At 41.2% G+C, this 22898-nt stretch carries 20 protein-coding genes and 1 riboswitch; of the genes, 12 read left to right on the forward strand and 8 right to left on the reverse strand.

Features of this window, described 5'->3' with window-relative positions; all coding sequences use genetic code 11:
* Positions 1-34: 34 nt before the first annotated feature.
* Entirely contained in the window at positions 35-325 is a 291-nt protein-coding gene (locus tag ABIS04_RS02775; RefSeq protein WP_350432521.1) for a hypothetical protein, read from the reverse strand.
* A 408-nt stretch (positions 326-733) separates the two neighbouring features.
* Between ABIS04_RS02775 and ABIS04_RS02780 the strand changes: the two genes are divergently transcribed.
* The 3 genes from ABIS04_RS02780 (at position 734) to ABIS04_RS02790 (ending at position 3753) form a co-directional block, all read left to right on the forward strand.
* On the forward strand, positions 734-2077 hold the full coding sequence (locus ABIS04_RS02780; protein ID WP_350432522.1) for a Na+/H+ antiporter NhaC family protein: 1344 nt from the start codon (positions 734-736) through the stop codon (positions 2075-2077).
* Positions 2078-2307: 230 nt separating this feature from the next.
* Positions 2308-3000, forward strand: coding sequence for a hypothetical protein (locus ABIS04_RS02785; protein ID WP_350432523.1), 693 nt, complete (start codon positions 2308-2310; stop codon positions 2998-3000).
* A gap of 39 nt (positions 3001-3039) precedes the next feature.
* On the forward strand, positions 3040-3753 hold the full coding sequence (locus ABIS04_RS02790) for a 23S rRNA pseudouridine(2604) synthase RluF (protein WP_350433373.1): 714 nt from the start codon (positions 3040-3042) through the stop codon (positions 3751-3753).
* A gap of 50 nt (positions 3754-3803) precedes the next feature.
* Here the strand turns inward: ABIS04_RS02790 and ABIS04_RS02795 are convergent, their stop codons facing one another.
* Together ABIS04_RS02795 and ABIS04_RS02800 are read right to left on the reverse strand one after the other, a co-directional pair.
* Positions 3804-5960, reverse strand: a complete 2157-nt coding sequence (locus ABIS04_RS02795) for a S46 family peptidase (RefSeq protein ID WP_350432524.1) — start codon at positions 5958-5960, stop codon at positions 3804-3806.
* A 184-nt stretch (positions 5961-6144) separates the two neighbouring features.
* Positions 6145-7347 carry an aromatic amino acid transport family protein gene (locus ABIS04_RS02800; protein ID WP_350432525.1) on the reverse strand — a complete coding sequence of 401 codons (1203 nt, stop codon included), beginning with the start codon at positions 7345-7347 and terminating at the stop codon, positions 6145-6147.
* Positions 7348-7581: 234 nt separating this feature from the next.
* Positions 7582-7704, forward strand: a riboswitch (yybP-ykoY riboswitch).
* An 83-nt stretch (positions 7705-7787) separates the two neighbouring features.
* On the opposite strand from ABIS04_RS02800, the gene ABIS04_RS02805 reads away from it, so the two are divergent.
* From ABIS04_RS02805 to ABIS04_RS02815, 3 genes are all read left to right on the forward strand, one after another.
* Positions 7788-8342, forward strand: a complete 555-nt coding sequence (locus tag ABIS04_RS02805) for a TMEM165/GDT1 family protein (RefSeq protein ID WP_350432526.1) — start codon at positions 7788-7790, stop codon at positions 8340-8342.
* Positions 8343-8352: 10 nt separating this feature from the next.
* Positions 8353-9780: a multidrug transporter subunit MdtD gene (gene mdtD / locus ABIS04_RS02810; RefSeq protein ID WP_350432527.1), complete on the forward strand. Its 1428-nt coding sequence runs from the start codon at positions 8353-8355 to the stop codon at positions 9778-9780.
* A 313-nt stretch (positions 9781-10093) separates the two neighbouring features.
* Positions 10094-10474 (forward strand): STAS/SEC14 domain-containing protein, encoded by a 381-nt coding sequence (locus ABIS04_RS02815; protein ID WP_350432528.1) that lies wholly within the window; start codon positions 10094-10096, stop codon positions 10472-10474.
* Between the two features lie 115 nt (positions 10475-10589).
* Here the strand turns inward: ABIS04_RS02815 and ABIS04_RS02820 are convergent, their stop codons facing one another.
* Positions 10590-10784 (reverse strand): cytoplasmic protein, encoded by a 195-nt coding sequence (locus ABIS04_RS02820; protein ID WP_350432529.1) that lies wholly within the window; start codon positions 10782-10784, stop codon positions 10590-10592.
* A gap of 156 nt (positions 10785-10940) precedes the next feature.
* Here ABIS04_RS02820 and ABIS04_RS02825 point away from each other — a divergent pair, with 156 nt between their 5' ends.
* From ABIS04_RS02825 to lysS, 5 genes are all read left to right on the forward strand, one after another.
* The gene (locus ABIS04_RS02825; RefSeq protein WP_140233273.1) at positions 10941-11432 is read left to right on the forward strand and encodes a MarR family winged helix-turn-helix transcriptional regulator; all 492 of its coding nucleotides are present in this window, start codon (positions 10941-10943) and stop codon (positions 11430-11432) included.
* 327 nt (positions 11433-11759) lie between these two features.
* Positions 11760-12911, forward strand: a complete 1152-nt coding sequence (chrA, locus tag ABIS04_RS02830) for a chromate efflux transporter (protein ID WP_350432530.1) — start codon at positions 11760-11762, stop codon at positions 12909-12911.
* A 144-nt stretch (positions 12912-13055) separates the two neighbouring features.
* The gene (locus ABIS04_RS02835) at positions 13056-14720 is read left to right on the forward strand and encodes a methyl-accepting chemotaxis protein (protein WP_350432531.1); all 1665 of its coding nucleotides are present in this window, start codon (positions 13056-13058) and stop codon (positions 14718-14720) included.
* A 204-nt stretch (positions 14721-14924) separates the two neighbouring features.
* A protein-coding gene (prfB, locus tag ABIS04_RS02840; RefSeq protein ID WP_175405833.1) for a peptide chain release factor 2 occupies positions 14925-16023 on the forward strand; the annotation gives its coding sequence in 2 pieces (ribosomal slippage) (positions 14925-14999 and positions 15001-16023; 1098 coding nt in all).
* Between the two features lie 55 nt (positions 16024-16078).
* Complete coding sequence (gene lysS, locus ABIS04_RS02845; protein WP_140233277.1) at positions 16079-17581, forward strand: lysine--tRNA ligase; 1503 nt, start codon at positions 16079-16081, stop codon at positions 17579-17581.
* Positions 17582-17716: 135 nt separating this feature from the next.
* Here lysS and ABIS04_RS02850 read toward each other — a convergent pair whose 3' ends face one another.
* From ABIS04_RS02850 to ABIS04_RS02865, 4 genes are all read right to left on the reverse strand, one after another.
* Complete coding sequence (locus tag ABIS04_RS02850; RefSeq protein WP_350432532.1) at positions 17717-19426, reverse strand: FAD-dependent oxidoreductase; 1710 nt, start codon at positions 19424-19426, stop codon at positions 17717-17719.
* A 36-nt stretch (positions 19427-19462) separates the two neighbouring features.
* Positions 19463-19927 (reverse strand): transcriptional repressor, encoded by a 465-nt coding sequence (locus tag ABIS04_RS02855; RefSeq protein ID WP_350432533.1) that lies wholly within the window; start codon positions 19925-19927, stop codon positions 19463-19465.
* 45 nt (positions 19928-19972) lie between these two features.
* A complete protein-coding gene (locus ABIS04_RS02860; protein WP_137223065.1) occupies positions 19973-20254 on the reverse strand; it encodes a DUF134 domain-containing protein in 282 nt (93 codons plus the stop codon).
* Between the two features lie 206 nt (positions 20255-20460).
* Positions 20461-21468, reverse strand: a complete 1008-nt coding sequence (locus ABIS04_RS02865) for a WD40 repeat domain-containing protein (protein ID WP_350432534.1) — start codon at positions 21466-21468, stop codon at positions 20461-20463.
* 295 nt (positions 21469-21763) lie between these two features.
* Here ABIS04_RS02865 and pyrC point away from each other — a divergent pair, with 295 nt between their 5' ends.
* Positions 21764-22795 (forward strand): dihydroorotase, encoded by a 1032-nt coding sequence (pyrC, locus tag ABIS04_RS02870; protein ID WP_350432535.1) that lies wholly within the window; start codon positions 21764-21766, stop codon positions 22793-22795.
* The last annotated feature ends 103 nt before the right edge of the window (positions 22796-22898 follow it).

Here is a 22898-nt window from a genome sequence, read left to right on the forward strand (position 1 = left end):
CTTAAGCCCAACTTGTGTGGGCTTTTTTATACCACTAATGAAATGAATTTAGCTGGATATTATTGCGTGCTAATCCTCGACTGACATTTTTGCATAATTTACCAAAATGACTGATGTCACCTAAAGAGGGGATCACACCTTGTGCGATAGCCGCTTCCCAATAGCTGAGTTCCGAATCGATCAAGTCCAATAATTTTTTAGGACAACCCACGCAACTGTTACCGGACCCACATCGAAAGATATCTGGTGAGTCTAAAGGAAAGGCCTGTTTGGCTTGGGCAATGAGTTGTTTCATCGCACTGATCCTGTCGGGTTTATGTTTCATATTTCACCTCGAGTAACAATTGAGCTTATCATTATCAAAAAAAGCTTAATGATTTAGGGTCATGAGAGGGATCGGTGAACACTTATTACAATAGCAAATCGGCCATGGATTAATATTAATACAAATCAATTTTTAGCTGTAAAAATGGCGTTAAGTCGATACTTATGTAAACTGTTTGTAGCAGTTTTCAAGTTTTAGAATAAAAACCACTCCGGAAGCAAAGAAGTCTAGACGTCCGTGTTGACAGTGGTGAAGAGTTCTCTTATTCTTGGCACAAATTGTTATGATGTAACTGCAATATTTGGCTATGCTCAATGCATTGTTAGATAACCACCGATGATCGAGATTGAGTTGTACTCGCTTTTTCCATCCGACAATCCCTATTCGATAAGATAAAGAGAGATCACTTTGACCAAAGCTACTTCACCGGTTCCGACTGCAGTAAACAGCCCTGCATCGTTTGTGGCATTGTTGCCATTATTTTTGTTTTTAGGATTATTTATTGGCGCTGGCTTATATTTTCAAAGCCAGAATGTTGATTATGCGTTTTATCAATTGCCCAGTGTGATTGCTATTTTACCTGCTATTGTGCTGGCTATATTGTTGTCCAAACAGCACATCAATAATGCGATAGAAACCTTTATTGAAGGTATTGGCCACAGCAATATTATTGCCATGTGTTTAATTTACTTATTGGCGGGCGCATTTGCTGCAGTGGCTAAGGCCACTGGTGGTGTTGATGCCACAGTCGCCCTTGGTTTGTCATTTATTCCATCTAATTTATTGTTGCCTGGCTTTTTTGTGATAGCCGCTTTTATCGCAACCTCAATGGGTACCTCAATGGGCACTATAGCCGCGGTTGCGCCTGTGGCGTTAGGTGTGGCTGACCAAGCGCAAATTGACTACGCATTAATGGCCGGAGCGGTAATGTCTGGCGCGTTATTTGGCGATAATTTATCGATTATTTCTGATACTACGATTGCGGCAACCCGTACTCAAGGTTGTGAAATGAAAGATAAGTTCCGTGAAAACTTAGTGTTTGCGATTCCGGCATCGATCATGACTTTGATTGCTTTCTCGTTTGCAGGTCAAGGGCATGCAGATATTGTTGCTCAGGATATTGAAATACTAAAAGTCTTACCGTATTTAACCATTTTGGTTTTAGCAGTGGCAGGGTTAAATGTATTTGTGGTGTTGTCATTAGGGATAGTGCTCGCAGGAATGACCGGTGTGCTGAGTTCTAACTATAGCTTTATTCAATTTGGTAATGACATTTATACCGGCTTTACTAATATGCAGGAGATTTTTATTCTATCGATGTTAGTGGGCGGTTTAGCGGCATTAATGCAGCAACAAGGTGGGTTAACTTTTGTGAGTAACCAGATAGAGCGTTTAATTAAACGTTTTTCAAAAGCCAATGGTGAAGCATCAACCCGTGCTGCGGAGCTAGGTATGGCAGCCATTGTTGCCGCGACCAATACCTGTGTGGCTAACAATACTGTCTCGATAGTGGTCACGGGTGATATCGCCAAAGAATTAGCCGAAAAACACGGTGTACCACCAAAACGAGCTGCGAGTATTCTTGATATTTTTGCTTGTATTATTCAAGGACTAATTCCACACGGTGCCCAAGCATTATTAATCGCATCTGTGTTTACCATTAGCCCGTTAACCGCAGTGTCAAATGCGTGGTACTGTATGATTTTAGCCGTAACGGCTGTGACCATTGTAATCTTTCGAAAACGTGTGTAACGCTTATGTGACGAAGCGTAAATAACTTATTCACTTTTACGTTGAAACGAATAAAGTTAATGAGTGATATTTGAATCATAGTCTATTACCTCAATGCCCTGTCATTCATGATTGGGCATTGTGGTTTTTGGATAGCGTTATTATTGCGCAGTGTTGTTTTGGTTATTGGCTTTTACTTTTTTGTTTTCCGCGTTAATATTCACATCCCATTTTTGACTAAGTATCGACCAGTGACAAATAGAGTCCGTAATTATGATTTACATCTAGTGATTGTATTTATGTCATTGGCAGCCGCAGTGATCTGCTCTTTGGGAGTGGGAAGTGCGCTTGTTGTACAAGCGGACAGCATAAATTTAGATATGCTTATGATCCGTCCCGATACCCTTGGCAACTATATGAACTCGTCTTTTGCAGTGGTATTTAATTTATCATTATTAGCGGGGGGATCATGTTTCTTACTGGCCATGGTGGCGCTGTTTAATACATATCCTGATTTATTGAGCCGTTATCTTGCGATTATTGGTGGTGTAGTAGGCATTAGTATTGTGTTAATGGGGGTATTTCCGATTAACTTTTTAGATTTGCATCGTAAGGTGTCTACCCTTTATTTATTTAGCGCTATTTTGTTGCACTGTGTTTGCTTTGTGGACTATTTCAAACCGGGCTGTACGATGACCAAGCGAATGCTAACCCTAACCATTATTTCGTTGTGTAGTGGATTATTATTGTTAACGCGGTTTAATTGGGAACTACTGGATTTTACCGCTTGCTCAGTCGATTTCCCCCAGTATTGTATTGTGTCACCAGCGATGTGGTCATTAACACAGGCAAATATTTTATGGTGTATTTGCCTTGGTTTAAGTCTGCGGACTACCATTAAAACGCAACAAATTAACAATTATCAATTGCTCCAATCCCATTAATTTCTGTCTATTCTTACTTGGGTATTGTCTATGACCTTGATGCGATTAAGTCATTATTTGGCTGTGTGTGATGTGGCCTCAAGACGCCAAGCCGCGCGACTTATTGATAGTGGTCGAGTCAGTGTTAATCATCAATTAGCTAAACATACCGACCGAATAAACCTCGCTGAAACCGTAACGGTTTTAGTAGACGGTAAACCGATTTTGCCTGTGCAAGATAAACAATATTGGTTGTATCATAAACCTGTTGGTATTGATTGCCGCTTATTAGCGGATGACCCATGTAGTCTGTTACATGTATTGCCTGAGTCACCAAGGCTTTATCCTGCTGGTCGTTTAGATAAAGATTCTCGTGGATTGTTGTTACTCACCAATGATGGTCAATTAACTCAAAGGTTAATGCATCCTGATTTTAATCACCCAAAAACTTATGTGGTCCAAGTCGATAAACCGATTAGTGCTAATTTTTTATTGATGATGGCACAAGGCGTTCATTATGGTGATGTACACACTAGGCCTTGTGATATTCGGCCATTAAGTCTAGCGATGGACGAAGACAAGTTTGAGATTATATTAACTCAAGGGCTTAATCGACAAATACGCCGTATGTGTCAGGTGCTGGGCTATAAAGTGATTGATTTATTGCGCACTCAGTTGATGGATGTGTGTCTTGATGATTTGGCAGAAAAAACAATGCGGCCAGTGACGGCCGCAGAGTTATTGAGTCTTAATATGAGTGAACAAGATAGTTAACCCATTTGTTCACATAAGCTATTAATTTAAACAGCTAGTTAAAATAAGCGTTATTTAACAATGTCCATTTCAGCTAATAAGTTGTCAGCATTGTCTAAATACTGCATTACCCATAGCATATAACGGCTATCAACTTGAATTGAACGGTTAGTTTGTGGATCATATCCCCAGTCACCGATGATACTTTCATATACACCATCAAACAGTAAGCCGACTAATTCAGCACGACCGTTTAAGGTTGGTGAACCAGAATTACCGCCAGTAGTGTCTAAAGTTGATAAGAAGTTAACCGGTACTGAATCAACGGCTTTGACATAGTAATCGCCATATTGCTTTTGCTTAATCAGCTCAAGTTCTTTAGCTGGCGCATCAAATGGATCAACGCCCGTGTCTTTAGCTAAAATGCCTTCTAAACGGGTAAAAGGCACCGCCACTAAACCATCCTGTGGTGAATACCCCTTAACGTTACCGACAGTCACACGCAAGCTTGAGTTTGCATCAGCATAAACAGGCTTTCCTAGCTCGCGATTATAAGCAATGATGGCGTCCATATATTGTGGGCGTACTTTCATTAGGTCGCCAGTAAGTTGCTTCTGTGCTTTTTCTAATGCCATATCTGACGCGTAAGTATTAACAGCAAATTGAATAAACGGATCGTTAGAGGCTTTAAAGTCTGCAACAGATTTGTTCATCCATGCTAAACGTGTCGCTTGATCATTAAGTGTCGTATTGGCGTACATCTTGTCTAATGTTTTAGCCAGTGCTTTTGCATCAAACTTGTTGCTAATACCAAAGGCTTTATCTAAAGACGCTATACGTTGTGCTGCAGGTAATGCTGCATAGCGTGTTAGTAAGTCAGCTAAAATGGCCTTATCAACGCTGGCGGCATAACGGCGATCAATACGCTCCATGCTTGAGGTAAAGTTAGTCATGTCGCGGTCTTGATATCCCGGTTCACGATCCATATCTGCTAAGTTTTTTTCATTGGCTAAACGGTACAGGTCACGTGCGGTTGTCACCATAGTGGTGTAACCGATATAACCTAATAAGATATCACGTTGTTGATTTTGCTGGCTCTTAGCGACGAGTTTTTCTAATGTCGCCAAGGTTTCGCCATATTGTTGCTGACGTTTTTTATCTTTATTAATCCATGCAGTTAAATCACTCTCAATTTTATTGCGATCAGCCAACATGGTCGATTTACCATAAAATTCGATCATAGAAGTGAAGTTTTTTGCATAGTTAGCTAAGCCAGCAATAAGGCTTTCGTATTTTATGCGTTCATCAGTACCTTCTGGAGCCGTTTCTTTGATGATGTCAATCATACGTTCGCGCAGTACTTTTCCTTCTGGATAAGCCCATTCAAATTGATTTTTAACTTCATCTGCAGTGCGGTAACGGTTAGTGCGGCCAGGATAACCGGCAACCATAACGAAGTCGCCATCACTGACACCTTTAGCCGATACTTTTAAAAAGCTTTTTGGCTCGTAAGGGACATTGTCTTTACTAAAATCTGCTGGCTTACCATCTTTGGATACATAAGCACGATAAAAAGAGAAGTCACCGGTATGGCGGGGCCACATCCAGTTATCGATATCGCCGCCGTATTTCCCCACGCTTGCTGCTGGGTTATAGGCTAAACGTACATCGCGAATTTCTAACTGCTTAACCAGATAATACTCTAGGCCGCCATGAAAACTATAAACTTGGCAGCGATAGCCATCTTGTTTTTCACATTCTGCAACTAAGGATTTCTCTTGTAGTTCAATGCCTTTATAAAAGTCATTACCTACTTTATCCATTTGGTTTGCTTTAACCTTGTCGGTAACATTAGTCACAGCTTCGGTCACAAAAATACGTGAGCCCGGTGTTGCAGGTAATTCTTCAGCGTATGTTTTTGCTAAGAAACCGTCTTTAAGCAAGTTTTTTTCGGGTGTTGAGTTGTACTGAATTGAGCCGTAAGCACAGTGATGGTTAGTTACCACTAAGCCTTTAGGAGACACAAATGAAGCGGTGCAACCCCCTAAGCTAATCACTGCATTCATTGGAAATTCGGTTAATTTAGAAATTGAATCAGCGCTTATTTCTAAGCCTTTTGCTTTGAGTTCATCCGCCATTGCGGGAAGTTGATGTGGCTGCCACATACCTTCATCTGCTGCAGCGCCAAAACTGGCTGCTATTGCGACAGTTAATAACCATTTTTTCATTATAGAATTCCATTTTAAGAGGGAGCTTGTCATAAATATTGTGCCAGTTTGTCTCATTATATGAATCAAAATGATGAAGTCACAGAAACAAAAAAGTCAGGCTAAGCCTGACTTTAACAAATGTTTAATCATCTTAATAGCGTTTGCAAAACTCGCTTACAAATCCATTAATGATATATATGATTTAGGTCAACGCCACCATCAACTGAGCGACAACAATCAATGTGCCGAGTAAGCCTGCAATAATAAGTCCCAAGTTACCACCAGACACCTCATATCCTCCAAGCTGTTTTGAGCGTTGCTTTAGTGCCATTGCAATCGGTAAATAAATAATCATGACTACCAATGGAATAGCTGCAAAACCAAGCACTTTGAAAAATCCGTCTGGATAATACAACGCACATAATAGCGGGGGGATAAAGGTAATTAACCATGTTTTAGCCCGCCCAGCAACATCATCTTTGGCTCGAGTGAGTTCAGCAACATAATCGAATAAGCTCATGGTGACGCCTAAAAATGAGGTAATTAACGCAAGGTTAGCAAATAAATCAATTGCTTGGCTGATAATATGTGACTCGGCTAAGCCCTGTAAAGCCGTCACGAGTTTAGGTAGTGAACCACCAAAACTATGCACAGTTTCTCCGCCTAAAGACCCTAATGTCACTAATAACCATAGAATGTAGCAAACTAGTGGAATGGTTGAGCCAATCAATAATACTTTTCTGAGCGCCACTGCATCGCCATTTAGGTAGCGCACAATGGTTGCAATACACACATGGAAACCAAATGAGGTGAATACCACCGGGATGGCCGCTAACCATAATTGTTGCAGAGCAGTACCGGAAGCAACATCGGTTGAGTAATTGTTTAGTGCGCTGATTACGTTAACGTCTGGTAATAAAAATGCCACTACAATAACCAGTAACACCACCATAGAGGTGAATAAAATCCGTGAAACTTTATCAATCCATTTCACGCCAATGGCAATTAATCCACCAAAAATAACCGTAAATAATATTACCGCCACTTGGTTGCTCATATTAATACCGATGGGGGCTAAGCGGGTTTCTAATAGCGATGAGCCTCCCATCAGATACACCATGGTTAAGGCAAACAATAAACTGAGAAAGGAACCGCCTTGGATTAGCTGGCCGATGTTACCCAAGGTTTTACCGGTAATGGCGTGGACGTTATCGCCGACACCGCTGTGAAGATTAATTTCTAACATTAATAACGAGGTGTAAGCCGATAAGGCCCAAATAATCACTAATAAAATTAATGCGGGGATCATTCCCAAGGCTGCAGTTGCTAATGGTAGCGCGAGCATACCTCCGCCAATTGCCGTGCCAGCGACGATTGAAATAGAGCCTAAAGTTTTAAAATTCACAGAAAACGTCCTGTCTAATTATTATTTTATTTGTGTCGGACATTAGCAGAAGGGGGGATGAGCAGGCAAGGATCTTTGATTGTTAAAGGCTAACAGCCGTGTTTATAAACAATTACATAACATTATACTTAACTGTTTTATACCCGACTTATGCAATAGCGTAGCATTACATCAGTACCGCAGAATAGCTTCAGCATTGTGAGCGTTGATTAAATCTTTTCATAAGTTATAATGCCGCTTGTTTTAGGGGAGTAGCTAACCTAGCACGTCGACAAGATGTGATTAGGAGTAAGTGTCAACATACTTGGCCAAATGCCATGGTACTTACAGCAAATCATTGATACTAATTGATTTGCCATGCAAGACCTAAGCACAGTAACTGCATTAAGGGGTATGTGGTGGTTTGTGCTTAGTTGTCATTTACCCCTAGGAATATCACATTGGAAGCTTTACTCGCCTCAACTCTTACTGTTGCCATCGCTGAAATTGGCGACAAAACTCAATTATTAGCATTATTACTAGCGGTCAGATTTCACAATAAAACCGCTATTATCTCAGGTATTTTACTCGCTACATTATTAAATCATTTTCTTGCGGCATGGTTAGGTCAGTGGGCAATTGCCTGGATTGACCCACAATTGGCAACCTATTTGGTGGCGGGTTCATTTTTTGCTATTGCGTTATGGGTCCTTATACCCGATAAAATGGATGATGATGATAATCGCTTCTATAAACTCGGTGCTTTTGTTGCAACGTTTATATTGTTTTTTATTGCTGAAATGGGTGATAAAACTCAAATTGCGACGGTAGTCTTAGCGGCAAAATATCAAGCACTGACATGGGTTGTCATTGGCACTACATTAGGTATGCTGATTGCCAATGTCCCAGTTGTATTGGCTGGAAGTTTTAGTGCAAATAAATTACCCATGAAGCTTATTCATCGAACCTGTGCTGTGATTTTTATACTACTCGGTGTGGCAACGCTGATGTGGTAAAGGAGGTTTAATGCCCGATAGTCGAGTTCTTGATAGTGATGCCGCCCGAGGATTGCCTTGGGTTGTCGCGATTGCTTTTTTTATGCAGTCACTTGATGGAACGATTCTGAACACCGCGTTACCAGCGATGGCCAACGATTTAAGCGAAGATCCTTTGCGTATGCAAGGCGTCATTATCGCTTACATGTTAACGGTTGCTTTGTTAATCCCTGCTTCAGGCTGGATTGCTGATCGCTTTGGCACCAAAAAAATCTTCTTTGGTGCGATTTTATTGTTCAGTTTAGGATCTCTGCTTTGTGCATTGTCCAATTCATTAGACATGCTGATTGGCGCTCGGGTTGTGCAAGGGTTAGGTGGTGCTTTGATGTTGCCTGTTGGAAGACTGGTGGTGCTGCGGGCATATCCACGCTCGGAATTAGTACGGATCATGGGATTTATTACCATTCCCGGTTTACTGGGTCCTTTGCTCGGCCCTACTCTGGGCGGTTGGATGGTGCAATACCTGACATGGCATTGGATCTTTTTGATCAATCTCCCTGTCGGCGTGGTCGGTTGCTATGCCGTGTGGAAGTTTATTCCCGATTTACGCGGCAAAGAAAAATCGCGTTTTGATAGTCTAGGTTTTTTGTTATTTGGCAGTGCAATGTTGTTGATTACCATTGCCATGGAAGGGTTAGGGGAACTGGACCTGCCGCACTTACGGGTGATGTTGTTGTTATTTGGCGGCATGGCGTGTTTGATAGCATATTGGCTACGAGCCGGTCGAATAAATAATCCGTTATTTGCGCCTTCATTATTTAAGACAAGAACATTTTCTATCGGTATTTTTGGTAATCTTTTTGCGCGCTTGGGCAGTGGCGCATTGCCATTCCTAGTGCCTTTATTATTGCAAGTTGCGCTAGGTTATTCACCTTCTCAAGCTGGGATGAGCATGTTGCCATTAGCCGCAGCAGCGATGATCGCTAAGTCGCTGGCTCGACCTATTATCGAATGGTTTGGTTATCGCTTGGTGCTAACGATTAATACTTTGGCGCTGGGATTGATGCTTGCAAGTATGGGGCTGGTAGGTGAACAAACGCCATACTGGTTGTTGTTGTGCATGTTGGCGATTCTTGGTGCAATTAACTCATTACAGTTTACGGCAATGAATGCCGTGACGCTTATTGATTTAGACGATGTGAATGCCAGTAGCGGCAATAGCCTGTTGTCTGTGGTGGGACAGTTATCATTAAGTCTCGGTGTTGCGTGTGCTGGTGCTCTGCTAGGCGGTTTCAGTGCAGAAGTTGGCAGTGATGATATGACGACCGTTCTGCAAGCTTTTCAACTGACTTTTGTCACTGTTGGCATTATGGCGATGTTAGCCGCGGCCATTTTTTCACAACTGTCTAAAGATGTTGGCCGAAGGGTTAAGGATTCAGAAGATAACATTGCACTTTAGGGTACATAGTTACATGATACTGTTCGCAGATGTCCTGATGTTTGTTGAGCCAATCCACGTACATAATCCGATGCTATTAGCCTTGGTTATTTAACGATAGCGGCAACATCGGTTTTTATATTCTTAGTTTTCGCGCTAAACTCTTATATGCGTAAAGCATTAAACAATCAATCTCAGGTAAAGCGTCACAACTCACACCATTTTTGTGCAGTCCTCCACACATTTTCTCCCGTAAACGCTTAAAATATCTACATGACCGTTTCTAATTTTCCCCTACATTTGATTATGTAAAATATAATAGTGGAGTCACGTTATGGATATTAAGAGACATGGTTTATCAATAGGCATAAACCGAATTGAAAATGTGTTTTTTGTTACATTGAAAGCCGTTGGCACATTAACCCACGAAGATTATCTTGTCATTACGCCCATGTTAGAAGGAGCACTGAACCAAATAGCACAACCTAAAGTGAGTTTGTTCTTTGATGCCACAGAATTAGATGGCTGGGATTTACATGCCGCTTGGGATGATTTGAAGCTTGGATTAAAACATAAATCTGAGTTTGAAAGAGTGGCTATTTGGGGGCGTAAAAACTGGCTTGAGTGGTCGGCTAAAATAGGTAGCTGGTTTATTTCGGGTGAAATTAAATATTTTGAAGACCAAGATGAAGCCTTAAAATGGCTTCGTTATTAATCAGATGTTCATTATAAGCGGGTGTGTATCTGTTGATGTATTGTATGATGAATAGATTTTATCCTAGGATACGATAGTTATTATTGGCTAGGGTTTTGATCACGGTATAAAGCATTTATGCCGTGGTATTGATATTATGGCCGCTGTTGTCAATAGGTTGCGGCACAGGTAATTGTGCTGCTTCCATTAGTTGCAAAGCCATTTCCCCTTCAATTTCTTGCTGATTTTTAGAGATAACAGCAACCATTAAACTATTTCCTGAATCAATCGTTGTAGGCATTGAAGACGGTGAATTAATACTAATGGACATAGTTAACCTTAATATAAATTGAATAGTAATGTTATATCGGTCGGGCATCGAAAAGCTTGATGCATTATTAACAAATGGCTTATTGCATTTTTGATTATAAGTTGTGCACAACCAATGTTATCATTAATCAATATTATTGGTTAGTGGAGTAAAGTCATGTCTAGTAAAGCGTTTACTGAATCTCAGTTACCTGCGGCACAAAATCCGCTAGCACTTGAAAACCAGGTGTGTTTTTCATTGTACAGTGCCGCTAATGCGATGATCCGCGCATATCGACCATTGTTAGATGAGCTGTCGCTGACTTACCCACAATATCTAGTGATGATGGTGCTTTGGAAAGAGCCAGGCATAAGTGTTAAAACCTTAGGGGATAAATTACATTTAGATTCTGGCACGTTAACCCCATTACTAAAACGTTTAGAGAATAAAGCGTTAGTCACCCGTGGACGCAGTGAGTTGGATGAACGTGTGCGTGTGTTACATGTCACGGTGCAAGGCCAACAGTTATATCAGCAAGCCTTAACTATTCCAGAGCAAATGCGTTGTAAAGTGGGTGGTAGTATTGAAGACTTACAACAACTAAAGCAACTGTGTGATCAAGCTTTTACTGCACTTAATTCTGGAGAGGCGAGTAGTTGTGAAATGTGATTATATTGAGCGACGATGGTCTCATGCTGTAATACTCAACTACCTTAGCTTGAATCAGTAAGTCTAAAGTAACAACCGTTAACCTATTTTATTGCTACTTACCTATTAGCAATGGTTAGCGCCAGTATTAAGCGAGCACTGCATTTTACACCAGCCCAAATGGTCGTTCACCAAGCTAATTTATGCTTGTTCCCTCCCTCTCAGGATGACAAATAGCTTATGTGATTGTTCGCTATTTCCTAAAGACATGCTCTAAAGATATGCAATCATAAAAGTGTCATCTTAATGTCATAGTATTGTTTATCAACATAAAAAGGTATCAGAACTATGTGGCAAATATTCAGTCGTTTTTTAGCGCTAGGGTTAATTAGTTTTGGCGGCCCTGCGGCACATATTGGTTACTTTAGAAAAGCATTTGTTGATGAATTGCAATGGCTAGACAGTAAACAATATTCCAGTTTTGTCGCTTTAAGCCAGTTTATGCCTGGCCCGGGCTCAAGTCAGGTTGGTTTTGCCATTGGCTATCATCGTGGTGGTTTATTGGGTGGGTTAGCGGCCTTTTTAGGGTTTACTTTACCGTCTTTTTTACTGATGTTTTTATTTGCGGTGACTAGTGCCCAATGGTTAGATTTAACAGCCGTTGAGGGCGCTATTCACGGTCTCAAACTACTGGCTGTTGTGGTTGTCGCCGATGCGACCTTGTCAATGTTTGGTCAGTTTTGCCAGCGTAAAACAACCAAAGCATTAATGGCTGCCACCGCTGTTGCAACTTTATTAATGCCTTCATTATTAATGCAAATAGTAGTGTTGCTAGTGGCTGGCGTTGTTGGGGTTGTGTTGATGACTCGAGGCGAGAGTATCACGCCAGACACACCAAAAATAGAACTCAATTATGCCTGGTTAACATTATTTATTATTGGATTAGCTACATCGTTTTATTTCATTAATCAACCCGATAGCCTGGGGCAGATTTTTGCAAAATTTTATCAAGTGGGTAGTTTAGTATTTGGTGGCGGTCATGTGGTACTGCCATTGCTAGAAACCAGTGTGGGTGACTATATGACCCCAGACCGTTTCCTAACCGGATACGCTTTGGCGCAAGCCATACCTGGACCTATGTTTACGTTAGCCACTTTTTTAGGCGCTGACTTATGGTTGGAATCACCCATATTAGGTGCGCTAGTGGCAACATTGGCTATTTTTCTCCCCGGTTTTTTACTGATGCTAGTAGGCCTAAAAAGTTGGCATTCAATCAGTCAACATCCTGCAATAGCCGGAGCCTTGGCAGGTGTGAACGCAGCTGTTGTCGGACTATTGCTTACGGCACTTTACCAACCGGTGTTTACCAGTGCGGTGGTCAAACCGATAGACATGGCTATGGTTGTTATTGGTTTTAGTATATTAAAAATATTCAAACCAAGCCTTGTTTGGGTAGTGATAGGATTTGCGATCGTAGGAAGTGGTTTAACAATAGTGTAATACAGCTCATATATTGATTTTTTGAGACACCTTTCACTTTTTTTCATCAAAGTATTGCAAAAAATGTAACGTTTTATAATAGGTAGGCGATAATATAATAGACGATGATATCACCAACCATTTATCTATTTAAGGCTAATCACTATGCTGGGATCTTCACTGCGTAATAAGCTACTCGGACTATCATTAATTCCGCTGTTATTAATTCTTACTGTGTTGTTGAGTATTTTTTATGTGAATGAAAGCGCATCTTTAACTAAAGATATTGAAAACTTTCGCAGTGAATTAATTTCAGAGCGTGAAAATCAACTTAAAGAAACTGTTCAGGTTGCCCAAGGCGTTGTTGAATATCAAATGGCTTTAGGTGATGAGGGTGATGTCAATAATGCCTTAAGAGACTTACGCTTTGGTACTGCTGGGTATTTTTATATTTATGATGATACTGGCCTAAATATATTTCATGCCACCATGCCTGAACTTGAAGGCCAAAATAAAATTGACATGGCCGATTCCAATGGTACTAAAATTATTGTTGGATTGTTAGATGCGGCTAAAGCGGGCACAGGTAATTTCTCGTATTATTATAAAAAACCAGGAAGCGACCAACTTATTAAAAAACTGGGTTTTGCAGTAATGATACCGAACACTAACTGGATGTTAGGTTCGGGCGCTTATATTGATGACATTGAAGAGTCTATTGCTGCTTACGAAGTTTATAAAACTGAAGAGATGAACCAGAAAGCATTTTTATTTTTATTAATTGCTTTAGGGCTTGCTGGTGTGACGGCCTTTGCCGTGGTGTTGATGGCGCATAAAATGGTGGTGCCAATTAAAAATATGGCGACTTCACTTAATGATATTGCTAAAGGTGAAGGGGATTTAACCAAGCGTTTAGATGTTGCCAGTGAAGATGAGATTGGCCAATTAGGCAGTGCATTTAATCTGTTTGTCGATAAATTACAACATATTATTGGTGATGTGGCTGGCGCAACAGACAGAGTTAAACATGCCGCTCAAAGTATCAGTGGTCAAACAATGTCGATGTCCGAGCAACTCAATCATCATAATAATGAAGTTGATCAAATTGTCACTGCAATCACAGAAATGTCTGCGACAGCCAATGATGTGGCCCACAACACGAATATGGTAGCAGAAGCCACCCATGCGGCCTCAGACAACGTCGCGAAAGCACAAAATTGTGTCGATACCTCATTAACTGAAGTGTCTCACTTAATGGAGCAAATCGACAATGCAGCCGCAGATGTTAAGTCATTAAGTGAGCAATCTACAAAAATTAATACCGTACTTGGTGTGATAGGTGGCATTGCTGAACAAACCAACTTATTGGCGCTTAACGCAGCGATTGAAGCTGCACGAGCGGGCGAACAAGGCCGAGGGTTTGCAGTAGTTGCCGATGAAGTAAGAAACTTGGCCAGTCGCACTCAAACCAGTACGGTTGAAATTAACGAAATGCTGGCCGAATTGCATAAGCTCGTGACTAAGGCTGTACAAACCATGGCCGAAAGCCAAACCAGTTGTTTAAGTTCGGTTGAGTCCTCAAGGGCGATTTCTGAGAGTTTAGGTGCTGTAACCTCATCAGTAACCAGTATTAATGACATGAGTACTCAAATTGCTACCGCAGCAACAGAGCAAAGCTCAGTAACTGAAGAAATTAATCGTAATATTAATTCAGTACAAGAAATTGTGAATATGTTATTAACAGCTAGCCAAGATGCTTCTGGTATGAGTAAAACGGTGGCGAATGAAGGTCAGACGCTGTCTGAGCTGGTTGGGCAGTTTAAAATTTAAAATTGATTTCCGTTGTAAGTGCTGCATAAAAAATGAACCCGCTGAGGGTTCATTTTTTATGTTTTATCCGCAATCGAGATAAGTGCAATATCCTTGAGCATTAGTTTGTTAATAATCGCTCTTCTGGTCTAGGTTTAGTACCTGTCATGGGGTAAAATACGCCGTTGCACCTTTTGTTAACTGCTAAATATAAGTTGAATATTCATGTTTGAAGTTAATCCAGTAAAATTCAAAATCAAAGAGCTCGCTGAACGTACTGAGTTACTTCGGGGGTATCTTTGACTACGCTGCCAAAAGTGAGCGTCTCGAAGAAGTCAATCGAGAGCTAGAAAGCCCTGAAGTGTGGAATGAGCCTGAACGTGCTCAAGCCTTGGGTAAAGAGCGCGCCGCATTAGAAGCCGTTGTTAAAACTATTGATGATATGGACACGGGTCTTGAAGACATCGAAGGATTGCTAGAACTGGCAATCGAAGAGGATGACGAAGAAACGTTTAATGATGCCGCTACAGAGCTTGAAAGCTTAGACTCTCGTTTGGCCGATTTAGAATTCCGTCGCATGTTTTCTGGTAAAAGTGACGCTTCAAACTGTTATCTTGATATTCAATCTGGTTCAGGCGGCACCGAAGCACAAGATTGGGCCAATATGGTTCTGCGGATGTATTTACGCTGGGGTGACGCACATGGTTATAGCCCAGAGTTAATGGAAGTGACCGATGGTGATGTAGCCGGCATTAAAGGCGCTACGATTAAGTTTACTGGCGAATATGCTTTTGGTTGGATGCGAACTGAGACTGGAGTGCATCGCTTAGTTCGTAAATCGCCATTTGATTCATCAGGTAAACGTCATACTTCTTTTTGTTCGGTTTTCGTTTACCCAGAAATTGATGACGATATTGAAATTGATATTAATCCATCGGATTTACGTATCGACACTTACCGTGCATCAGGCGCGGGTGGTCAGCACGTCAACAAAACAGATTCTGCGATACGTATTACGCATTTACCGACTAATACAGTGGTGCAATGTCAAAACGATCGCTCGCAACACAAAAACCGTGACTCTGCTTTTAAGCAATTAAAAGCCAAGTTATACGAGTTAGAAATGCATAAGCAAAATGCCGACAAGCAAGCCGCTGAAGATGCAAAATCAGACATCGGTTGGGGCAGTCAAATTCGTTCATACGTATTAGACGACGCCCGTATCAAAGATTTACGTACAGGGGTTGAGAACCGTAACACTCAAACTGTGCTGGATGGTGATTTAGATAAGTTTATTGAAGCCAGCCTAAAATCAGGACTTTAATTAAAATTAATACTTCCTGCCATGTAATGAGGGTAGGTAAAAGCGAGAATATAACATGACTGAACACGTACAAGATGAAAACAAACTGATTGCTGAGCGTCGCGCAAAATTAGACTTCATGCGCACCACCTGTCCTGCTAATGCTCACCCAAATACATGGCATCGCAGCCATAAAGCGGCTGAACTTCAGGCACAATATGGTGAGCAGACCAAAGAAGCATTAGAAGAATTAGCTTTTCAAACCAGCATTGCTGGCCGTGTTATGGCTAAGCGTGGTCCGTTTTTGGTGATTCAAGATGTGTCTGGTCGTATTCAAGCTTATGCTGGTAAGCCAGTACAAGGCGATTTAAAAGAGCGTTATCAAGGTTTAGATATCGGTGACATCATTGGTGTTAAAGGTCAGCTGCATTTATCTGGTAAAGGCGACTTGTACGTTAACATGGAAGAATATGAGTTACTGACCAAAGCATTGCGTCCGTTACCTGAAAAATTCCACGGTTTAACTGACCAAGAAACGCGTTACCGTCAGCGTTATGTTGATTTGATTGTCAATGAAGATTCTCGCAACGCATTCATTATGCGTTCTAAAGTGGTTTCTGCTATTCGTAACTTCATGATGAAAAAAGAGTTCATGGAGGTTGAAACCCCAATGATGCACGTTATTCCTGGTGGTGCTTCAGCACGTCCGTTTGTGACTCATCATAATGCGTTAGACATGGCTATGTACTTGCGTATTGCACCCGAATTATATTTAAAGCGTTTAGTTGTCGGTGGTTTTGAGCGAGTGTTCGAAATTAACCGTAATTTCCGTAACGAAGGTTTATCACCACGTCATAACCCAGAATTCACCATGATGGAATTCTATATGGCGTATGCTGATTACAACGATCTTATGGATTTAACTGAAGAAATGCTCAGTTCAATTGCCATTGATCTATTAGGCAGTGCCCAAATGCCATACGGCGAGCACACCGTAGATTTTGGTGGTCCTTATGCTCGTTTAAGCATGTTAGAAGCGATTCAGAAATACAATCCTGACAACGCGACCATTCAAGCTATGACCTACGAGCAAGTTAAAGATCTAGAGTTTATGCGCGATTTAGCATCGAGCCTAGGCATCAAGCTAGAAAAATTCTGGACTTGTGGTCAGCTGCTGGAAGAAATATTTGGTGAAACCGCCGAGACTCAATTGATGCAGCCAACCTTTATTACTGGTTATCCTGCAGATATTTCGCCTTTGGCGCGCCGTAACGATAATAATGATTTCATTACCGATCGTTTTGAGTTCTTTATCGGTGGCCGCGAAGTTGCTAATGGCTTTAGCGAGCTTAACGATGCTGAAGATCAAGACCGACGCTTTAAAGCGCAAGTTGATGCAAAAGATGCTGGCGATGATGAAGCTATGTTTTACGATGCAGACTACATCACTGCACTTGAACACGGTTTACCACCAACAGCAGGCCAAGGTATTGGTATCGATCGTTTAGTGATGCTATTCACTAATACCCATACTATCCGCGACGTGATTTTATTCCCAGCAATGCGCCCACAAGCGTAAATGCATTTGCCGGCTATTTGTTATTGAGTCGCCGACATTAATAAAACCAAAACCAGCCCGCGGGCTGGTTTTTTGTTTTATAACTTACTGAATAAGAGCGCTTGATGGTCTTATTCTTTTAGCGTCAATGACTGATTAAAAGCGCGCATTAACCATTTGGTAAGTTTTATAACCACCAGTGAGGTTGCGTACTTTAAAACCATGTTGGACTAGCATGCGATAAGCTACATGGCCGCGCAAACCCACTTGACAGAATACCAATAATTCTTTGTCTTTAGGGAGTTCATCCAGTCTATCTCGAAGTTCTGGCAATGGAATGTTTATTGCGCCATCAATTGCCCCCGCAGCGGTTAATTCGCCTGGGTTACGCACATCGACAATGATTTGTTGCGCGGTTAAGTTATGTAAATCTTGAGTGTGACAAATGACTTCATCACCTAATAATACATTCGCGGCGACCATACCGGCTTGATTGACTACATCTCGTGCAGATCCAAACGGTGGCGCATAAGTGAGCTCAAGATCGGCTAAATCATATACCGTCATCCCTGCGCGTTGTGCCACGGCTAATACGTCAATACGTTTGTCGACACCATCAATGCCAGCTGCCTGTGCACCTAAAATTCGGCCTGTTTTGGGGCAGAATAACAACTTTAAAGTAATAGGGTGAGCACCAGGATAATAGCTGGCATGGCTTGCAGTGTGTACATAGATTTTTTCAAACGGGATACTTTGTCTTAGTAAGCTTTTTTCATTTAATCCCGTTGACGCTATGGCCATATCAAACAATTTACAGATAGCCGTGCCTTGGGTTGCTCTATATACCTTATCACCGCCGAGCATGTTATCTGCCGCTAAGCGTCCTTGACGGTTAGCCGGTCCAGCAAGTGGGATTAGTGTGGGATTACCGGTAACGAAATCCGCGGTTTCAATCGCATCACCAACAGCAAAAATATCTGGGTCAGAGGTTTGCATCCGCGCATCAACACGAATGCCGCCAAGCTTACCTAATTCTAAGCCACACTTTGATGCCAAGCTGGTTTCTGGTTTTACACCAATAGCGAGGATAACCAGATCTGTTCCTAAGGTATTGTTGTCACTCAATGCAAGTTCTAAATGGTTATGTGCTATCACTGGTTTATCATAATCATCGGTATTATCTGCATCAGTCAGTGGAATTGGGCACTCATTAACTGCGGTTAAGCCTGTTTTTAAGCGTAAATCGACCCCGTTATCGACCAGCTTTTGATGTAGCATGTTGGCCATTTCAATATCAACAGGCCCCATCACTTGATCCGCGAGTTCGAGCAAAGTTACTTCCAACCCTATATGGCGCAGCGCTTCTACCATCTCTAAACCAATAAACCCACCGCCCACAACTGTGGCATGTTTAGGCTTATGCAACATAAGATTAGACAGTATTTTATCCATATCAGGAATATTGCGTAGGCTATACACAAAATGGTTATTGATGCCGCTAATAGGAGGCTTAATGGGTGATGCCCCTGGGCTTAGTAATAGCTTGTCGTATGACTCTTGATACGTTTCATTGGTCATAAGGTTACGTATACTGAGTTGCTTAGTTTGTCTGTCGATTGCAATGACTTCATTGAATACACGAACATCAACATTAAAACGAGATTTAAAGCTTTCTGGTGTTTGCAATAACAGTGCGTCACGAGATTCAATTTCACCACTAATATGGTAAGGCAAACCACAGTTGGCAAATGAAACAAATTCGCCTCTTTCTAGCATAATGATTTCAGCAGTTTCTGATACACGTCTTGCTCTTGCTGCTGCAGATGCTCCACCGGCAACACCACCAATAATGACTATTTTAGTCATGATTTTCTCCAATAAAATGTAATATAAACATAACGACTATTTAGAAGACTTATTACTTACCTGGCTTTTATATTTAACAGATTGGTTCTCAAGTATTTGCTGGCATTCGAAACAATGACCATACATATTGAGACTGTGGTGGTGGATACTCATGCCGTGATGTTCTGCCGCCAAGCCTAAGCGGAGATCAATCAGGGGATCAATAAATTCAATCAACTTACCACAGGTTAAGCAAATTAAATGGTCATGACGCGGCTTATTGTTGAGTTCATATATAGCACTCTCAGACTCAAAAAGTCTTCGTACAACCAGTCCCGCTTGCTCAAAATGCGCCATAATGCGGTACACAGTATTGAGGCCAATGGTCTCCCCTTGTGCATTTAACCCTTGATAGATATTTTCTACCGTTAAATGCTGCTCATCAACTTGAGTCAAATACTCAAGTAATTTACATCGTTGAATGGTTATTTTGAGACCAGAGTTTTTCAATACTGCTTGCATTAGATTTACCTAAACACGTCAATACGTGTTACCAGTGTATTATCTTCAGTTGATATTTTTGGTCATCAAGGCTTTGCCATTGATTAAACTATCAACCACCTTATACCGAGCTCCTTTAACCAAGTTAGCCAACGTTTGACGGGATATGCCCATTGACTTAGCGGCATCTTGCTGCTGCATTCCGAGCACATCAACTAAGCGCATAGCTTCAATTTCATCTTCAGCAAGGGGGACCTGCTCTAATTGAGTCATCGGAATGCCATTGGGTTTGAAACAGATGTTGGCTGCTTGACCACATATGGTTCGGGGGATTTTGGGTCTAGCCATGTTACACCTCGTTTGTGGCATATGCCATTTATACTTAATTTAATTTACACATGCAAGATTAATATTTATCTTAGATTGATATATGAACAGATCTTTGAGCTCACACATAAAATTGACTATTTTACGATGCTAATGATATCACTGCACCAGATCAAACGGGCTAAAGGACAGCTTGATAAATATTGATTATCTTAGCGGAGGTTAGATTATAAGCTCCAAGTCTCAAGCGCGCCGTCTGAACTGAGAGTTAATAACTTACCATTAGGCTGTAACACCATTGAAAACACTGTTGTTCCAGCTGTGTATGCCGTGATATCCCAATGAGAGAGTTCTTTTCCCGATGAGGCATCCCAATAGATAACACGTTGTTTTGACGTAGCAGTAATTAAGTTGTTGCCATTATTGATAAATAACGCCTGCCGAAAATAGCGATAGCGTTCAAGGTAATCAAGTTGGCTCACTGGTTGTGTTGTTTGGGTATCGATAATGACATTATTGTCGAGTGCATCGGCAATAAACAAACGGCGATTAGCTTCATCAAAACTCACGCTAGTAATCTGTTGCGGACGAGAAAAGCTATTGATTAACTCACCGCTATAAGCTGCCCATATATGTACATCACCATCAAGTCCTGTTGATAATACCTGTTGTTCAAAATTAGATAGCTCAACATGATTAACGGCTGCACTGTGTTGTTTAAACAATGACATTGTCATACTGCTTCTTTGGATCACAGTAATTGAGCCATCATTCATACCCACTAAAATAGTGCTGCCTGTTCGACTCAGAAAAAGGCTCGAAATACTGGCATCAGGATTAAACCCCTGAGCGGGCCATCGTATATCTAATTTGCCCGTTTCAAGGTTGAAAATAGATATTTTATGTTTACCAGCAGTCGCAAGGTATTGTTTGTTACCTGATAATGCCAATAGATAATTGGTTTCATCAAAGTCTTCGTCAGACCATTGGTGTAACAATTGGCTTGTTGTTACATCCCACACGGATAATATCCGGCTTCTGCTTAATGTGATCGCCATACTGGCATCGTTAGACAATACGCCGTCAATAAGTGTCTCATGAACCAGTGGCTCAATATTATCAGGTTTTTTTATATTCACTGCTTGATTACAGCCAGAGATAGTCATTATCGACACCATGATGGCAATAACAAAGCGTACATTGAATCGATATTTTAATCTGACATTAGCTAACAATTTAATTCCTTTATAAAAAAGATACTTTTAACATAATAGCATAGCGTAATTTAGCGAGTTGTATTCACTGTTCAGTACGTTAATAGCTTAACTTATTATTTTAAATCATTATTTTAAACCATTAGTTTAAACCATTAGTTTAAATCATTAGTTTAAATCATTAGCTTAATTTACTGGCAAAAGTGACATCACTTTTTGATATAGCAAAGTCTGCGTTTAAATTATGCACCTATTAAGAAAAACCGATTTCTGGCACAATAGTCGTATTAAAAGTTGTCGTAAATAAGGAACTCACATGACACAAATAACCCTAACAACGCCAGATGACTGGCATCTTCATTTTCGTGATGGAGATATGTTAAATGAGACAGTTCCTGCTACGGCTCGGTTATTCAAGCGTGCCATCGTCATGCCCAACTTAGTTCCGCCAGTGACAACAGCTGCAATGGCGGTTGCCTATCGAGACCGTATATTAGCCGCTCGCCCACAAGGCAGTAATTTTGAGCCGTTAATGACCTTATTTTTAACCAATCATACTAGCCCGCAAGATATTATCGATGCCAAAGCTGCGGGCATAGTGGCAGGAAAGCTATACCCTGCAGGTGCAACAACCAACTCAGATGCGGCCGTTAAAGCATTGGATGAATTATTTCCAATATTTGAAGTCATGGCAGAGCAAGGCATGTTGTTATTGGTTCATGGCGAAGTGACCGAATCACATATTGATATTTTTGATCGCGAAAAAGCCTTCATTGATCGGTATTTAAGTCGAATTGTAAAAACGATCCCGCAATTGAAAGTGGTCTTTGAGCATATTACAACTAAAGAGGCGGCAGAATTTGTCGCAGAAGCTTCAGCTAATGTTGCTGCAACCATTACCCCCCAGCATTTATTGTTAAACCGTAATGATTTATTAGTGGGCGGTGTGCGTCCGCATAACTTTTGCTTACCGGTATTAAAACGTAATATTCATCAACATGCATTGCAAGCTGCGGTGGCGACAGGCTCAAGCAAATTCTTTTTGGGGACTGATTCTGCTCCTCATGAGAAACACCGTAAAGAGTCGGCTTGTGGTTGTGCCGGTTGTTACAGTGCTTGGAGCGCATTAGAACTGTATGCACAAGTATTTGATAATTTGGGCGTTATAGATAAGTTAGAGGGATTTGCCAGTTTATACGGTGCAGACTTTTATGGCCTACCACGCAATACTGGAACAGTGACACTGGTGAAGCAAGAATGGACGGTGCCAGAAGAAATTATTTTGCCTAATGGCAATCCTATCGTGCCATTTTTTGCTGGTCAGACGGTGAATTGGAAGGTTAAGTAGTGCTGAAATATTAGGCCGCAACCTTATATTAAAGATTAATAAAACCAGCATGTTGCTGGTTTTTTTGTAAAGTTTCGATACTTAGCCGTTTACAGGGCGTTTT

Origin of the sequence: Shewanella sp. H8 (genome assembly GCF_040285065.1) — a bacterium.
In the GTDB taxonomy this organism is placed as follows: Bacteria; Pseudomonadota; Gammaproteobacteria; order Enterobacterales; family Shewanellaceae; genus Shewanella; species Shewanella polaris.

Coding starts and splice junctions, on each gene's coding strand:
- ABIS04_RS02775 (WP_350432521.1), bottom strand. CDS start 325: ATGAAACATAAACCCGACAGGATCAGTGCGATGAAACAACTCATTGCC.
- ABIS04_RS02790 (WP_350433373.1), top strand. CDS start 3,040: ATGCGATTAAGTCATTATTTGGCTGTGTGTGATGTGGCCTCAAGACGC.
- ABIS04_RS02795 (WP_350432524.1), bottom strand. CDS start 5,960: ATGAAAAAATGGTTATTAACTGTCGCAATAGCAGCCAGTTTTGGCGCT.
- mdtD (WP_350432527.1), top strand. CDS start 8,353: ATGCCCGATAGTCGAGTTCTTGATAGTGATGCCGCCCGAGGATTGCCT.
- ABIS04_RS02815 (WP_350432528.1), top strand. CDS start 10,094: ATGGATATTAAGAGACATGGTTTATCAATAGGCATAAACCGAATTGAA.
- ABIS04_RS02820 (WP_350432529.1), bottom strand. CDS start 10,784: ATGTCCATTAGTATTAATTCACCGTCTTCAATGCCTACAACGATTGAT.
- ABIS04_RS02825 (WP_140233273.1), top strand. CDS start 10,941: ATGTCTAGTAAAGCGTTTACTGAATCTCAGTTACCTGCGGCACAAAAT.
- chrA (WP_350432530.1), top strand. CDS start 11,760: ATGTGGCAAATATTCAGTCGTTTTTTAGCGCTAGGGTTAATTAGTTTT.
- ABIS04_RS02835 (WP_350432531.1), top strand. CDS start 13,056: ATGCTGGGATCTTCACTGCGTAATAAGCTACTCGGACTATCATTAATT.
- lysS (WP_140233277.1), top strand. CDS start 16,079: ATGACTGAACACGTACAAGATGAAAACAAACTGATTGCTGAGCGTCGC.
- ABIS04_RS02850 (WP_350432532.1), bottom strand. CDS start 19,426: ATGACTAAAATAGTCATTATTGGTGGTGTTGCCGGTGGAGCATCTGCA.
- ABIS04_RS02855 (WP_350432533.1), bottom strand. CDS start 19,927: ATGCAAGCAGTATTGAAAAACTCTGGTCTCAAAATAACCATTCAACGA.
- ABIS04_RS02860 (WP_137223065.1), bottom strand. CDS start 20,254: ATGGCTAGACCCAAAATCCCCCGAACCATATGTGGTCAAGCAGCCAAC.
- pyrC (WP_350432535.1), top strand. CDS start 21,764: ATGACACAAATAACCCTAACAACGCCAGATGACTGGCATCTTCATTTT.